Annotated in this window: 15 protein-coding genes and 1 tRNA gene; 11 read left to right on the top strand and 5 right to left on the bottom strand. The window is 66.4% G+C overall.

The window, feature by feature from the left end; genetic code table 11:
• The first annotated feature begins 8 nt into the window (after positions 1-8).
• Positions 9-656 carry an N-carbamoylsarcosine amidohydrolase gene (locus NDB2M1_RS18675; RefSeq protein ID WP_072384318.1) on the top strand — a complete coding sequence of 216 codons (648 nt, stop codon included), beginning with the start codon at positions 9-11 and terminating at the stop codon, positions 654-656.
• A 133-nt stretch (positions 657-789) separates the two neighbouring features.
• On the opposite strand, the gene NDB2M1_RS18670 is transcribed toward NDB2M1_RS18675, so the two are convergent.
• Positions 790-864: transfer RNA gene (locus NDB2M1_RS18670), tRNA-Val, on the bottom strand.
• Positions 865-954: 90 nt separating this feature from the next.
• Between NDB2M1_RS18670 and NDB2M1_RS18665 the strand changes: the two genes are divergently transcribed.
• Complete coding sequence (locus tag NDB2M1_RS18665; RefSeq protein WP_072384317.1) at positions 955-1,272, top strand: DUF3297 family protein; 318 nt, start codon at positions 955-957, stop codon at positions 1,270-1,272.
• Between the two features lie 70 nt (positions 1,273-1,342).
• On the opposite strand, the gene NDB2M1_RS18660 is transcribed toward NDB2M1_RS18665, so the two are convergent.
• Entirely contained in the window at positions 1,343-2,233 is an 891-nt protein-coding gene (locus NDB2M1_RS18660) for a LysR family transcriptional regulator (RefSeq protein WP_072384677.1), read from the bottom strand.
• Between the two features lie 105 nt (positions 2,234-2,338).
• Between NDB2M1_RS18660 and NDB2M1_RS18655 the strand changes: the two genes are divergently transcribed.
• A complete protein-coding gene (locus NDB2M1_RS18655) occupies positions 2,339-3,835 on the top strand; it encodes a CoA-acylating methylmalonate-semialdehyde dehydrogenase (RefSeq protein ID WP_072384316.1) in 1,497 nt (498 codons plus the stop codon).
• Between the two features lie 9 nt (positions 3,836-3,844).
• Here the strand turns inward: NDB2M1_RS18655 and NDB2M1_RS18650 are convergent, their stop codons facing one another.
• Entirely contained in the window at positions 3,845-4,666 is an 822-nt protein-coding gene (locus tag NDB2M1_RS18650) for a sterol desaturase family protein (RefSeq protein WP_072384315.1), read from the bottom strand.
• A 93-nt stretch (positions 4,667-4,759) separates the two neighbouring features.
• Positions 4,760-5,845: an AraC family transcriptional regulator gene (locus tag NDB2M1_RS18645; protein ID WP_083554977.1), complete on the bottom strand. Its 1,086-nt coding sequence runs from the start codon at positions 5,843-5,845 to the stop codon at positions 4,760-4,762.
• A gap of 101 nt (positions 5,846-5,946) precedes the next feature.
• Between NDB2M1_RS18645 and NDB2M1_RS18640 the strand changes: the two genes are divergently transcribed.
• From NDB2M1_RS18640 to mmsB, 6 genes are read left to right on the top strand one after another with little or no spacing between them, the layout of a single operon-like run.
• Positions 5,947-7,092, top strand: a complete 1,146-nt coding sequence (locus NDB2M1_RS18640) for an acyl-CoA dehydrogenase family protein (protein WP_072384313.1) — start codon at positions 5,947-5,949, stop codon at positions 7,090-7,092.
• Positions 7,089-7,490 (top strand): VOC family protein, encoded by a 402-nt coding sequence (locus NDB2M1_RS18635; RefSeq protein ID WP_072384312.1) that lies wholly within the window; start codon positions 7,089-7,091, stop codon positions 7,488-7,490. The genes NDB2M1_RS18640 and NDB2M1_RS18635 overlap by 4 nt, the downstream gene beginning before the upstream one ends.
• Positions 7,487-8,533, top strand: coding sequence for an enoyl-CoA hydratase/isomerase family protein (locus NDB2M1_RS18630; RefSeq protein WP_072384311.1), 1,047 nt, complete (start codon positions 7,487-7,489; stop codon positions 8,531-8,533). The genes NDB2M1_RS18635 and NDB2M1_RS18630 overlap by 4 nt, the downstream gene beginning before the upstream one ends.
• Positions 8,530-9,312, top strand: a complete 783-nt coding sequence (locus NDB2M1_RS18625; RefSeq protein WP_072384310.1) for an enoyl-CoA hydratase-related protein — start codon at positions 8,530-8,532, stop codon at positions 9,310-9,312. Before NDB2M1_RS18630 ends, NDB2M1_RS18625 begins: the two co-directional genes overlap by 4 nt.
• A 48-nt stretch (positions 9,313-9,360) precedes the next feature.
• Positions 9,361-9,591: a hypothetical protein gene (locus tag NDB2M1_RS18620; protein WP_171955446.1), complete on the top strand. Its 231-nt coding sequence runs from the start codon at positions 9,361-9,363 to the stop codon at positions 9,589-9,591.
• On the top strand, positions 9,588-10,457 hold the full coding sequence (mmsB, locus tag NDB2M1_RS18615) for a 3-hydroxyisobutyrate dehydrogenase (RefSeq protein ID WP_072384308.1): 870 nt from the start codon (positions 9,588-9,590) through the stop codon (positions 10,455-10,457). The genes NDB2M1_RS18620 and mmsB overlap by 4 nt, the downstream gene beginning before the upstream one ends.
• A gap of 11 nt (positions 10,458-10,468) precedes the next feature.
• On the opposite strand, the gene NDB2M1_RS18610 is transcribed toward mmsB, so the two are convergent.
• A complete protein-coding gene (locus NDB2M1_RS18610; protein WP_072384307.1) occupies positions 10,469-11,251 on the bottom strand; it encodes a CHAP domain-containing protein in 783 nt (260 codons plus the stop codon).
• A 133-nt stretch (positions 11,252-11,384) separates the two neighbouring features.
• Here NDB2M1_RS18610 and der point away from each other — a divergent pair, with 133 nt between their 5' ends.
• Together der and NDB2M1_RS18600 are read left to right on the top strand one after the other, a co-directional pair.
• Positions 11,385-12,782 (top strand): ribosome biogenesis GTPase Der, encoded by a 1,398-nt coding sequence (gene der / locus NDB2M1_RS18605; protein ID WP_072384306.1) that lies wholly within the window; start codon positions 11,385-11,387, stop codon positions 12,780-12,782.
• An 8-nt stretch (positions 12,783-12,790) separates the two neighbouring features.
• Positions 12,791-13,216 carry a DUF983 domain-containing protein gene (locus NDB2M1_RS18600; RefSeq protein ID WP_072384305.1) on the top strand — a complete coding sequence of 142 codons (426 nt, stop codon included), beginning with the start codon at positions 12,791-12,793 and terminating at the stop codon, positions 13,214-13,216.
• The last annotated feature ends 7 nt before the right edge of the window (positions 13,217-13,223 follow it).

The following is a 13,223-nucleotide window of genomic DNA, read 5'->3' as shown; positions in this document are numbered from 1 at the left end:
GGCGCGCCATGAGCACGGACTACGGCGAGATCGCAGCCAACTACACCGGCGCCTTCGACGGCTCGCTGCCGTTCGGCAAGCGGCCGGCGATCATCGTGATCGACATGGTGGAAGCCTATCTCCAGCCGGGATCGCCGCTCTATGCCGGGATCGAGGCGGCGGTCGAAAGCGCCGCCCGCCTCGTCGCGGTGGCCCGGCAATGCGGCGCGCCGGTGTTCTTCACCAATGTCGAGTACCAGCCCGGCGGAGCGGACGGGGGCGTCTTCTTCCGCAAGGTACCGGCGCTCAAGGTGTTCGAGAAGGGCTCCCCGCTCGGCGCCTTCCCGCCGCAGCTCAGCCCTGAAGACGGCGATTTCGTCATCACCAAGCGCTACGCCTCGGCCTTTTTCGCCACGCATCTGGCGGCGACGCTGACCTCGATCGGCGTCGATACCCTGCTGATCACCGGTGTCTCGACATCCGGCTGCGTCCGGGCCACCGCGCTCGATGCGTGCCAGAGCGGCTTCCTGCCCTTCGTCGTGCGCGATGCCTGTGGCGATCGCCATCCGGGGCCGCATGAAGCAAATCTGTTCGACCTTCAGGCGAAGTACGCCGAAGTCGTCTCGGAAGAGCGCGCGATCACGCACCTGCAGGCCTCGCGCGCAGCCAGTCGCTGAACCCCGACACCGTTCCTGGAGGCCCGGCATTGCGCGAGATCAGGGCGCCAAACAATTCAAGCGGAGCGCGGCTGCGCCTGTTCCATGCATCTTCGATGGAGCGCGCGACCATCTCTCGAACCAGCCGAAAAGATGGTGGGCGCGGCAGGGATTGAACCTGCGACCCCACCCGTGTGAAGGGTGTGCTCTACCACTGAGCTACGCGCCCGCATGGCCGGATCGGGCCAGACAGGGGCGCGCCTCTGCCATGGCGGGGCAGAATTGACAAGTGGGGGGATCAAGATATTTGGCTCCTCCCATGACCGAAGACGCCTCATCGCCCGAATCCGCCGCCCCCGCCGCCACTGCCGGGCCCGACGTGCCGCCCGATCGCCTCGCGATCAATCCGCGCAGCCCGTTCTTCGATGCGGAGAAGCTGCGCCGGGGCATCGGCATCCGCTTCAAGGGCACTGTGCGCCGCAATGTCGAGGAATACTCGATTTCCGAAGGCTGGGTCCGCGTGCAGGCGGGCAAGACCATGGACCGCAAGGGCAATCCGCTGACGCTGAAGCTGAGCGGTCCTGTCGAAGCATGGTACGAGGATCTGGGCGACGACGCTCCGGTGGCGAAGCTTTAGGTAGAACCCCTCCGTCAGCCCTGCGGGCTGCCACCTCCCCATTTGTGCGTTCCGCAAAAATGGGGAGGGCCTAGTGGGGCAACAGGCGTGCTCGTTCCTTCTCGACCAATCCTGTCAGCCAGGTCTTGAAGGCTTGGACGCGAGCGAGGCTATGCGTGTCCTTGTGCATGACCAGCCAGAATGAGCGCGTGATCCGGCGCTCCGGCAGCACGGGGACAAGCCGCGGGTCGGCGTCGCCGATGAAGCAGGGGAGTACGCCGATGCCAGCGCCAGCCGCAATCAGGCGGTGCTGGGCGTTGATCGAGGACGAGCGGACAGTTGCGGCGAGGCCGGGTTCGATTTCGGCGAGGTAGCGCAGTTCCGGCGCATATAGCAGGTCCGGCACGTAGCCGACCAGCGCGTGGCCCTTGGCGAGGTCCGACGGGCGGCGCAGCGGGGGGTGACCGGAAAGGTAGTCCGGGCAGGCGTACAGCCTGAGGTGATAGTCTGAAAGCTTGCCGGCGATAACCGGCCCGGCGCGCGGGCGCGAGAGGGTGACAGCGAGATCGGCTTCCCGCTTTGATGGGCTGAGGAAGCCCGAGTTCGCAACGAGATCGATTACGAGGCGCGGGTGCGCGGCGGTGAAATCTGCAAGGGCGGGCGCTACGATCCAACTGGCGAAGCCTTCGGAGAGGCTGACGCGCAGCAGTCCCGCGGGACCGCCGCCCCCGTGCTCGGCGATACGGCTGGCGGCGCGCTCCATGGCTTCGACTTCCACCAGCATCGCCTCACCCGCTTCGGTGAGCACCTGACCCTCGCGCGTTTGCTCGAACAGGGTGGCGCCGATGCGCGTTTCGAGGCGGCGCAGGCGGCGGCCCATGGTGGTGGCATCGACGCCCATGGCCTGCGCAGCGCGAGCGAGCTGCCCGGCGCGGGCGATGGCGAGGAAGGTCTGGAAATCGCTCCAGTCGGGCACCTGCATCATTGCAGGCCTCCCTCGCATTTTCTCACCTTGCTTGCAATTCATCCGGGGTGCAGGAGGCCAGAAAGGCCCTTGGCCAAATTCGTCAGGAAAGGAAGCAAACCCATGCGCCAGATCGATCATTTCATTGTCGGCGGTTCCGGCGGCGCGCCGGCGCGCAAGGGCCCGGTGTTCGATCCCAACACCGGCGCCGTGCAGGCCGAAGTGGCGCTGGGCACGGCGGAAACGCTGGAGCGCGCAGTTGCCGCCGCGCATGCCGCGCAGCCCGCGTGGGCCGCGACCAACCCGCAGCGCCGCGCCCGCGTGATGTTCGAATTCAAGCGGCTGGTCGAAGCCAATATCGACGAGCTGGCGCATCTGCTCTCGTCCGAGCACGGCAAGGTTATTGCCGATTCGAAGGGTGACATCCAGCGCGGCCTCGAAGTGATCGAGTTCGCCTGCGGCATCCCGCATGCGCTGAAGGGCGAATATACCCATGGCGCCGGCCCGGGCATCGACGTCTATTCGATGCGCATGCCAATCGGTATCGGCGCGGGCATCACGCCGTTCAACTTCCCGGCGATGATCCCGCTGTGGATGGCGGGCGTGGCGATCGCCTGCGGCAATGCCTTCATCATCAAGCCGTCCGAGCGCGATCCTTCGGTGCCGGTGCGCTTCGCCGAGCTGTTCCTCGAGGCGGGCCTGCCCGAGGGCATCTGCCAGGTCGTCCATGGCGACAAGGAAATGGTCGACGCGATCCTCGATCACCCGGCCATCGGTGCGGTGAGTTTCGTCGGCTCGTCGGACATCGCGCACTATGTCTACAACCGCGGGGTGGCCGCCGGAAAGCGCGTGCAGGCCATGGGCGGCGCGAAGAACCACGGCGTAGTGCTGCCCGATGCGGACCTCGATCAGGTGGTCAACGATCTGGCCGGTGCCGCGTTCGGCTCGGCGGGCGAGCGCTGCATGGCGCTGCCGGTGGTCGTGCCGGTGGGCGACGAGACGGCGGAGGCGCTCAAGGCCAAGCTGATCCCGGCGATCGAGGCGCTGCGCGTCGGCCTGTCGACCGACAAGGACTGCCACTACGGCCCGGTCGTCACCGCCACGCACAAGGCAAGCATCGAGCGCTGGATCACCAAGTGCGAGGAAGAAGGCGGCCAGATCGTGATCGACGGTCGCGGCTTCAAGCTGCAGGGGCATGAGGACGGCTTCTTCGTCGGCCCGACGCTGATCGACCACGTCACGCCTGACATGGAAAGCTACCACAACGAGATCTTCGGCCCGGTGCTGCAGATCGTGCGTGCCAAGACCTTCGAGGAAGCCCTCGCGCTGCCGTCGAAGCACCAGTACGGCAATGGCGTCGCCCTGTTCACCCGCAGCGGCAACGCGGCCCGCGAGTTCGCGGCGCGGGTCAATGTCGGCATGGTCGGCATCAACGTGCCGATCCCGGTACCAGTGGCCTATCACACCTTCGGCGGCTGGAAGCGTTCGGCGTTCGGCGACACCAACCAGCACGGCATGGAAGGCGTCAAGTTCTGGACCAAGATCAAGACCGTGACCCAGCGCTGGCCCGAAGGCGTCCCCTCGGGCGGGAACGCCTTCGTCATCCCGACGATGAGCTGAGCCGGACGCTTACGGGCTGACAGCACCATGCCCCGGGCTACCCTGCGCAGCGGTTTCGCGGCGGCGGTTCACCACCGCCTCGAACCGTTCGTGGTAGCGCGGGTGCTCGGTGCCCATCCAGCGGTCCCACCACGTGAAGTAGAGGCCGAAGTTGTAGCGCCCTTCGCTGTGGTGGAGATCGTGGTGGGTGGTCGTCGTCATCCAGCCCGTCCACGGCGAGCGGGTGAAGCCCGGCCAGGCGAGTTCGAACCCGGCATGGCCGAAGGCGTTGCGGGCGATCTGGTGGGCGAGGAAAATGAACACCGCCCAAGGCTCTGCCGGGGCCGCGATCGTGATGGCTGCGATCATCAGCGGTGTGATGATCCCTTCGAAAACGGCCTCGCCCGTGGCAAAGCTGTAGGCGGCCCAGCTCGTCGGCGTGCGGCTGAGGTGGTGGACCGAGTGGAGCAGCCGGAACATGGCCTTGCTGTGCATCCAGCGGTGCATCCAGTAGAAATAGGCATCGTGCATCAAGATGAGCGCTGCGGTCTGCCACAGGATCGTGGCGAGCACGGGCGGACCAAGATTGAAGGCGATCGCGCCCGCGACGATCAGCGCCACGGTCATCAGATCGACGAAGGCGAACACCGCCATCGACCACATCGACTGGCGCACCTCGCGCAGGCGGTCGGCATTGGTGGCATGGCGGGTCTGAATGCGGCGGTGGGCGATGCGGCCCGCCAGCAGCCAGCACAGCAGCGCGACGCCGGCAGCGCCCGCGAAGTAGCGGATGCTTTCGATCCAGATGCTGTCGAATATGCGGTAGGCCAGAAAAGCAAGCGTGATCGGCATGGGACTCTCCGGGAAGGGGATGCCCAGAGCTTGTCACAGCGGCGGCACGGCGGCTCCGCTGGCCCCGAAAATGCTGATGCTTTCCGGAATCGATCAGTCTTTTTCAGGATCGGCAAAGGCCTGACGACGAAATTCCGTGGGGGTCTGGCCGACGCTTTCGCGGAAGGCGCGGTTGAACGGGGCGAGCGAGCCGTAGCCGAGGTCCATCGCGATGGTGAGGACAGGCAGGTCGACCCGCACCGGATCGGCGAGCACGGCTTTGGCTTCGGCAATGCGGTATGCGTTGAGGAAGGCCGAGAAGTTGCGATGGCCGAGCCGGCGGTTGATGAGCGCGCGCAGGCGGTGCTCGGGCACGTCGAGCCGGGCGGCGAGCATGCCGATGGTGAGGCCGGGTTCGAGCCAGACGCGGGCCTCCATCGCGGCATTCAGCTTGGCGGCGAGGACGCGTTCGGCAGGGCTCCAGTCATCGTTCGGAGCCGTGGGACCAGGCGCGCGCGGCGGAGCGAGCAGCGCGGGATCGGCTTCCAGCATGGCCACGCCGATGCCGAGAATCGCAAGCGCGATGACGACCGACTGGCTCGCCAGCATCCACACCGGTTCGTGGCCGAAGCCGAACCAGGCCTCGCTCGCCAGCACGCCGATCGAGAGCACCGCGATCACCAGCACGAAAGCCACGCGGAAGCGGCGGCGCTGCTCCACCAGATCGTCGTCGCGTTCGCGGACCGCAATGGCCATGGCATGGATCACCAGCAGCGCAGCAGTGAGGTGGCCGACGGCATCGGCGAGCGGGATCAGCGGCTCGCACCAGCGGCGCAGGACAAAGATCATCACGCTGGCAAGGATCAGCGCGATGCTCGCCCCGGCGATGCGCCGGTCCGCCGCGCGGTCGAACACGACATGCGCGAAGAGCCACAGGAACCAGGGCGCAAGATTGCTGGCCAGCACGACAGCGAACCGCGTGGGCGAGGGCGTTTGCGGAAACTGCGGCGCCGAATTGATGAGATAGCCGATCACGCCGATCAGCAGCGCGACCGTCACCCGGCGTACCGCCGGCCCGGCGCCGCTGCGCCAGACGACGAGCGCAACGAGCACGAGCTGGCCGATGCCGATCAGGCGCAAGGCAGTGTCGAGGTTTTCCATGCGCGCGCGGTTATGGCCCGCACTCGCCCCAAGGTCCATGGCCCGCGCCACACCTTGCCTGCCCCTGCGCTTCGTCTAGGACGGGCACGGGCCGTGCGGCGTCCCCCGATTTCACCTTCCCTGCAAGCCAAGGCCAGAGCATGACCGACCAGTTCGCCCTTACCGACGACCAGATCGCCATTCAGGAGATGGCGCGGCGCTTCACCGCCGATGCGATCACGCCCTATGCGGCGCAGTGGGACGAGGAGCACACCTTCCCGCGCGATACGGTGAAGATGGCGGCAGAGCTGGGCTTCGCCTCGATCTACGTGAGCGAGGAAAGCGGCGGCATCGGGCTCGGCCGTCTGGACGCGGCGCTGATCATGGAAGCCATGGCCTATGGCTGCCCCAGCACGAGCGCGTTCATCTCGATCCACAACATGGCCTCGTGGATGATCGACCGGTTCGGCGGCGCGGAGATCAAGTCGCACTATCTCCCCGACCTCATCACGATGGACAAGATCGCCAGCTACTGCCTGACCGAACCGGGCTCGGGCTCGGACGCGGCGGCGCTGCGCACCACAGCGAAGCTCGAAGGCGATCACTATGTCGTCAACGGCACCAAGCAGTTCATCTCGGGCGGCGGCGTGAGCGATCTCTACGTGACGATGGTGCGCACGGGCGAAGCGGGGCCGAAGGGCATTTCATGCCTCGTGATCGAGAAGGACATGCCCGGCGTCAGCTTCGGCGCGCCCGAGCGCAAGCTGGGCTGGAATTCCTCGCCCACCGCGCAAGTGATCCTCGAGAACGTGAAGGTGCCGGTGGCAAACCGTATCGGCGCGGAAGGCGATGGCTTCCGCTTCGCCATGGCCGGGCTCGATGGCGGGCGCCTCAATATCGGCGCCTGCTCGCTCGGCGGGGCGCAGCGCTGCCTTGATGAGGCGATCAAGTATGCCAAGGAGCGCAGCCAGTTCGGCCAGCCGATCGCCGAGTTCCAGAATACCCAGTTCGCGCTGGCCGACATGGCGACCGACCTCGAAGCGGCGCGCGCGCTGCTCTATCTCGCGGCGGCGAAGGTGACGCAGAACGCGCCGGACAAGACGCGCTTCTCTGCGATGGCCAAGAAGCTGGCGACCGACACCGGCTCCTCGGTGGTCGACCGCGCGCTGCAGATCTTTGGCGGCTATGGCTACCTGAAGGACTATCCGATCGAGCGCTTCTGGCGCGATCTGCGTGTCCACCGCATCCTCGAAGGCACCAACGAAGTTATGAAGATGATCGTCGGGCGCGATCTGCTGCGGCAATGATCGCGCAAAAGCTCGCCATGGTGACGATTGTCGTGCCCGACTATGAGGCGGGTCTGGCGTTCTTTGCCGGCACGCTGGGCTTCGCCATCGTGGAGGACACCGATCTCGGTGCGGGCAAGCGCTGGGTGGTCGTCTCCTGTGGAGAGGGCGCAAACCTGCTGCTGGCGCGCGCGGCGGATGAAACGCAGGCTGCGGCGATTGGCCATCAGGCAGGCGGGCGCGTGGGGTTCTTCCTCCACACTTCCGATATCGCCGCGAGCGAGGCCCTGCTGCGGACACGCGGCGTCACCATCGAAGCACCGGCGCGCCGCGAAAGTTATGGCGCGGTGCTCGTCTTCCGCGATCCCTTCGGCAATCGCTGGGATCTGATTGAACCGCGAATGGATGTAGCTGCATGACCGAAGACATTCTTGTGCGCGTCGAAGGCGGGATGGGCGTGCTCTCGCTCAACCGGCCCAAGGCGATCCACGCGCTGAACCGCGCGATGGTGGATGGCATGACCGAAGCGCTGCTGAAGTGGCGCGATGATCCGGCCATCGGTGCCGTCATCATCGACCATTCCGAAGGCCGCGGCTTCTGCGCGGGCGGCGATATCGCCTTCCTGCGCAACTCCGCGCTGAACGATGGCGGCGTTTCGGGCCGCAAGTTCTTCTTCGACGAGTACCGCCTCAACCACCTGATCATGACCTACGAGAAGCCCATCGTGGCCTTCATGGACGGGATCACCATGGGCGGCGGCGTTGGCATCGCTGATCCAGCGCGCTACCGCGTCGCGACCGAGAACACGCGGCTTGCCATGCCGGAGACCGGCATCGGCCTGTTCCCGGACGTCGGCGGCGGCTGGTTCCTTTCGCGCATGAAGGGGCGGCTTGGGCAGTACCTTGCGCTCACCGGCGCGCGGATGGACGGGGCGGAGTGCCTTTGGGCCGGTTCCGCCACGCATTACCTGCCCTCTGCCGCGCTGGCCGAGGTCAAGGCGAAGATTGCGGCGAACCCCGGTGATATCCCGGCGATCCTGCACGAGGCGGCCGCCGTGCCGCCCGAGCCGAAGATCGCGGCGCATGCCGACGATATCGCGCGGCTGTTCGCGTCCGACCGCTACGAGGACATCCTCGCCGCACTCGAAGCTGATGGCAGCGAGTTTGCCGCTGCGACGCTGGCGACCCTCCACACCAAGAGCCCGCAGACGTGCAAGGTCGCGCTGCGCCAGCTCGCCACCAGCCTGACTCTCCCCGATTTCGCCGCCAACATGGTGATGGAATACCGCATCTGCAGCCGCGTGCTGCTGCGCCCCGACTTTGCCGAAGGCGTGCGCGCGGTCATCGTGGACAAGGACAATGCCCCCAAGTGGGACCCGGCAACGCCTGAAGGCGTGACCGACGCAATGCTGGACGCGATCTTCGCGCCCCTGCCTGCAAACGAGGAATGGAGCCCCCTATGACGTACGAAACGATCCTGGTTGAACAGCGCGGCGCCGTCACGCTGATCACGCTCAACCGCCCAAAGTCCTTGAATGCGCTCAATTCGCAGGTGCTCGAGGAACTGATCGTGGCCTTTGGCGCCTATGAGGCTGATGCCACCCAGCGCTGCGCGGTGCTGACGGGTTCGGGCGAGAAGGCCTTTGCCGCCGGCGCCGACATCAAGGAAATGGCCGACAAGGCCGCAACCGATTTCTACACCGGCGACTTCTTCTCGCGCTGGACCAGCCACCTCGTGAAGACCACCCGCAAGCCGTGGATCGCGGCGGTGAACGGCTTCGCGCTCGGCGGCGGGTGCGAGCTTGCGATGATGGCGGACTTCATCATCGCGTCGGAGAACGCCAAGTTCGGCCAGCCTGAAATCAAGCTCGGCGTCGCGCCCGGCATGGGCGGCTCGCAGCGCCTGACGCGCGCGGTGGGCAAGGCCAAGGCGATGGACATGTGCCTCACCAGCCGGATGATGGACGCGGTGGAAGCCGAGCGGTCTGGCCTCGTCAGCCGCGTCGTGCCGCTCGCCTCGCTGATCGATGAAGCCATGGCCGCCGCCGAGGCGATTGCCGGCATGGCTCCGGTCGCGGTGATCGCCAACAAGGAAATGGTCAACGCCGCGTTTGAGATGACCCTCGATCAGGGCATCCTGTTCGAACGCCGCGTGTTCCAGATCCTCACCGCGACCGAGGACAAGGCCGAAGGTATGGCCGCCTTCATCGAAAAGCGCCCCGGCGTGTGGAAGGGGCGGTAAGCGGTGGGGACTGGTCTGATCGCGATTGGAACATGCCTCGTTGGCATGATGATCGCGATCTACCTGACTTTTTCTAGGGGCGACCGTATCGCGCAAGCTACCACCAAGTCGGTTGTCCTTGCGGTGCTGCTCAGCGAAGCGATCATCCCGATTTTTCCTTATGATTCACAATACTTTTTGGGCGCAACGCTCCGCCTCGCGGGCTTGATCCTGCTTCCTGTTGCTGCATCCGCTTGGATCGGCACGTGGATGAACTCCAGATACGAGGAAAAACCATGAAAATCGCATTCATCGGCCTTGGCAACATGGGCGGCGGCATGGCCGCGAATCTCGTGAAGGCGGGGCATGACGTCCACGCCTTCGACCTTGCCGAAGCGGCGCTGGCGCGCGCCAAGGAGAACGGCTGCACCACCTATACCTCGGTGCAGGAAGCGGTGCAGGGCGCGTATGCCGTCGTTTCGATGCTGCCCAATGGCGCCATCGTGAAGGCGGTCTACACCGCCGACGTGATCGGCCACGCGCCGACTTCGGCGCTGCTGCTCGATTGCTCGACCATCGACGTCGCCACCGCGCGCGAAGTGGCGGCACTGGCGGCGGACGCAGGCTATGCCATGGTCGATGCGCCGGTTTCGGGTGGGATCGCTGCGGCCAATGGCGGCACGCTGACTTTCATGGTCGGCGGGGCCAAGGACGCCTTCGCCCGCGGCGAGCCCATCCTCGCCGCGATGGGCAAGGCGGTGATCCATGCGGGTGACAGCGGTGCGGGGCAGGCGGCCAAGATCTGCAACAACATGCTGCTCGGGGCTTCGATGATCGCGACCTGCGAGACCTTCGCAATGGCCGAGAAGCTGGGGCTCGATCTGCAGACCTTCTTCGACATCTCCTCGAAGGCCTCGGGCCAGTGCTGGTCGATGACGAGCTATTGCCCGGTTCCGGGTGTCGGCCCGACGACGCCTGCGGACAACGGCTATCAGGGCGGCTTTGCCACCGCGCTGATGCTGAAGGACCTCAAGCTGGCGATGGAAGCCGCCAAGAGCGCCGGGGCCGATGTGCCGATGGGCGCGCGCGCGGCGGAGCTTTACGCGGCGTTCGATGCGGCGGGGAACGGCGGGATGGACTTCTCGGCGATCATCAAGACGCTGTAAGGGGCCGCCGCTCAGCGCACGCGGGCGGCGATGATACGGCCGATGGGATCGCGGGCGAGGCTGGGGGAGACCGCCAAAGTGCGGTCTTCCTCGCGCGGCTTGGGCTCGGCCTTCACCACAACGCGCGCGGTCAGCGGTTTGCGCGCCGCTGTCCGGCTCGTTTCGGGCACGATACCCTTGAGGAAATCGGGGCCGATGCGCGAGGTGTAGGTCGCCTTGGGTGCGTCGGCCGACGCCAGCACCGTCAGCCGTTCGTTCGCGAGTGGTTTCTTGTTGTAAATGAAGCCCTCAACCGGCCAGTGCGTGGTGCCGAGGCCGCCGAGCGGGGCGTACCACACGCGGACTTCGCTCCAGTCGTTGTCGGGTGAGACGTCTACCGCGCGAACGTTGTCTTCAGGCTGGCCGCGGCGGCCATCGATGGGCGACCAGTTGGCGTGGCGCAAAAGGATCGTGCGCGAATCGACAATGCGGCTGACGGCAGCGACATGGCCCAACTGCATCGCGCCATAGGGGCGGAAGGCCATGACCGCGCCAACCTTGGGCCGGGTGCCGCGTGCATAACGGCCGGCGGCCTGATCCCACCAGGTATGCGCATCGCCATAGAGCTGAATGCCGGAAACTTTGCGCGCATAGGGCACGCACTGGATGTAGGGAAGGGCGAAATCTCGCCCGAAATCACTGGCATCATCATCGCTTGCACCTGCCGGATGAGGCGCAATCGGGCGCGCCTGCGCCATCGGCGGCACTGCGGCGAGCAGAAGAAGGAGTGCGAGTCGCAGAGATGCCGGGCTCATGCAGGCACCATTGCCGTCGCGTGGTTAAAGCGGCTGAATTGAAGCTGGTTAATGCATCCTTGACGCGGGCGGGCGCGCGCCGGGGATCCACGCTGCGCTTGCGTTCCGCTGCCGTTGGGGCCACGGGAGGGCCATGCTGCCCCAGGTTATCATTATCGGCCGGCCCAACGTCGGCAAATCGACGCTGTTCAATCGGCTGGTCGGCAAGAAGCTCGCGCTCGTCGACGACCAGCCGGGCGTGACGCGCGACCGCCGCTTTGGCGATGCCGATCTGCTCGGCCTGAAGTTCACCATCGTCGATACGGCGGGCTGGGAAGACCTTGATCCGGAGACGCTGCCGGGCCGCATGCGTCAGCAGACCGAAGCCTCGCTGATCGGCGCCGACGTTGCCCTGTTCGTGATCGACGCGCGCGCGGGCGTGACCCCGCTCGACGAGGAAATCGCGCGCTATCTGCGCTCAAGCCGCATTCCCATCGTACTCATGGCCAACAAGGCCGAGGGGCGCGCGGGCGATCCGGGGCTCTACGATGCCTTCGCGCTGGGCTTTGGCGAGCCGGTGGCGTTTTCCGCAGAGCACGGGCAGGGCCTCGCCGATCTGTTCGAGGTGCTGCGTCCGCATATCGAAGGCGCGTCCGAGGACGACGACGATGACGCTGGCCCGCCGCCGGAAGGCGCGGAGGAGGAGGAGGAGTTCGATCCCGAATCGGTCCTCAAGCTCGCCATCGTCGGGCGCCCCAATGCGGGCAAGTCGACCCTCATCAACAAGCTGCTCGGCGAGAACCGGCTGCTGACGGGCCCCGAGGCCGGGATCACGCGCGATTCGATCGCGATCGACTGGCAGTGGTTCGATCCGGCGAGCGATGCCTATCGCCCGGTGCGACTGATCGACACCGCGGGGATGCGCAAGAAGGCGCAGGTCGTCGAAAAGCTGGAGAAGCTCTCGGTCGCCGATGCCCGCCGCGCCATCGATTTTGCCGAAGTCGTCGTGCTGCTGCTCGATGCGACGCGCGGGCTTGAACATCAGGACCTCAAGATCGCCTCGCTGGTGCTCGAGGAAGGCCGCGCGCTGATGATCGCGATCAACAAGTGGGACGTGGCCGAGGACCCTTCGGCGCTGTTCAACGGCGTGCGCGCGGCGCTCGATGAAGGCCTGGCGCAAGTGCGCGGCGTGCCGCTGCTCGCGGTCTCGGCGCGAACGGGCAAGGGGCTCGACCAGATGCTCACCGCCGCCTTCGATATCCGCGCGGCCTGGTCGAAGCGCGTGCCGACTTCGGCGCTCAACCGCTGGTTCGATGATGCCCTCGCCGCCAATCCGCCGCCGGCGCCGGGCGGCAAGCGGATCAAGCTGCGCTACATCACGCAGGCACGCACCCGCCCGCCCAGCTTCGTGATGTTCGGCACGCGGCTCGATCAGCTGCCGGAAAGCTATCGGCGCTATCTGGTGAACGGCATCCGCCGTGAACTGGGTTTCGATGCGGTGCCGATCCGGCTGACCTTGCGCAGCCCGACCAACCCGTTCGCGAAGAAATAGAACGCGCCATGCCGAACGCTGCCCTCCCGCTGGACCCCGCGATCCTGCCGCATAGCGCAGGCGCTGCCATCCTGCGCGGCGCTTCGGGCAAGTGCCCCCGCTGCGGGGGCACGCATCTGTTCGCAGGCGGGCTGAAGCCGGTCGAGCGCTGCCGGATGTGCGGGCAGAACTGGACGCTGCACGCGGCGGATGACTTCCCGCCCTATATCGCGATCCTCCTCACCGGGCACCTGATGGCGCCGGTGATCATCGGCCTCGGCAAGATGGAGACCCTGCCGGCATGGGCGATGATGCTGATCGCGCTCACCATGGCCGCCGCGCTGATCGCCACGATCCTGCGCCCGGCCAAGGGCGGCGTGATCGCGCTGCAGTGGTGGCTGGGAATGCAGGGCTTTGCCGGGCATTCGGGGAAGGCCGAGGCTGGGGTGGCGTAAGGAAACG

Origin of the sequence: Novosphingobium sp. NDB2Meth1 (genome assembly GCF_900117425.1) — a bacterium.
Classification (GTDB): Bacteria; Pseudomonadota; Alphaproteobacteria; order Sphingomonadales; family Sphingomonadaceae; genus Novosphingobium.
Note: the sequence above shows the minus strand (reverse complement) of the source record. Positions and strands in the feature narration are given on the sequence as shown.

Bases quoted from the DNA above. Each gene is read 5' to 3' on its own strand.
- NDB2M1_RS18675 (WP_072384318.1), top strand. From the start codon at position 9: ATGAGCACGGACTACGGCGAGATCGCAGCCAACTACACCGGCGCCTTC.
- NDB2M1_RS18665 (WP_072384317.1), top strand. From the start codon at position 955: ATGACCGAAGACGCCTCATCGCCCGAATCCGCCGCCCCCGCCGCCACT.
- NDB2M1_RS18660 (WP_072384677.1), bottom strand. From the start codon at position 2,233: ATGCAGGTGCCCGACTGGAGCGATTTCCAGACCTTCCTCGCCATCGCC.
- NDB2M1_RS18655 (WP_072384316.1), top strand. From the start codon at position 2,339: ATGCGCCAGATCGATCATTTCATTGTCGGCGGTTCCGGCGGCGCGCCG.
- NDB2M1_RS18650 (WP_072384315.1), bottom strand. From the start codon at position 4,666: ATGCCGATCACGCTTGCTTTTCTGGCCTACCGCATATTCGACAGCATC.
- NDB2M1_RS18645 (WP_083554977.1), bottom strand. From the start codon at position 5,845: ATGGACCTTGGGGCGAGTGCGGGCCATAACCGCGCGCGCATGGAAAAC.
- NDB2M1_RS18640 (WP_072384313.1), top strand. From the start codon at position 5,947: ATGACCGACCAGTTCGCCCTTACCGACGACCAGATCGCCATTCAGGAG.
- NDB2M1_RS18635 (WP_072384312.1), top strand. From the start codon at position 7,089: ATGATCGCGCAAAAGCTCGCCATGGTGACGATTGTCGTGCCCGACTAT.
- NDB2M1_RS18630 (WP_072384311.1), top strand. From the start codon at position 7,487: ATGACCGAAGACATTCTTGTGCGCGTCGAAGGCGGGATGGGCGTGCTC.
- NDB2M1_RS18625 (WP_072384310.1), top strand. From the start codon at position 8,530: ATGACGTACGAAACGATCCTGGTTGAACAGCGCGGCGCCGTCACGCTG.
- NDB2M1_RS18620 (WP_171955446.1), top strand. From the start codon at position 9,361: ATGATCGCGATCTACCTGACTTTTTCTAGGGGCGACCGTATCGCGCAA.
- mmsB (WP_072384308.1), top strand. From the start codon at position 9,588: ATGAAAATCGCATTCATCGGCCTTGGCAACATGGGCGGCGGCATGGCC.
- NDB2M1_RS18610 (WP_072384307.1), bottom strand. From the start codon at position 11,251: ATGAGCCCGGCATCTCTGCGACTCGCACTCCTTCTTCTGCTCGCCGCA.
- der (WP_072384306.1), top strand. From the start codon at position 11,385: ATGCTGCCCCAGGTTATCATTATCGGCCGGCCCAACGTCGGCAAATCG.
- NDB2M1_RS18600 (WP_072384305.1), top strand. From the start codon at position 12,791: ATGCCGAACGCTGCCCTCCCGCTGGACCCCGCGATCCTGCCGCATAGC.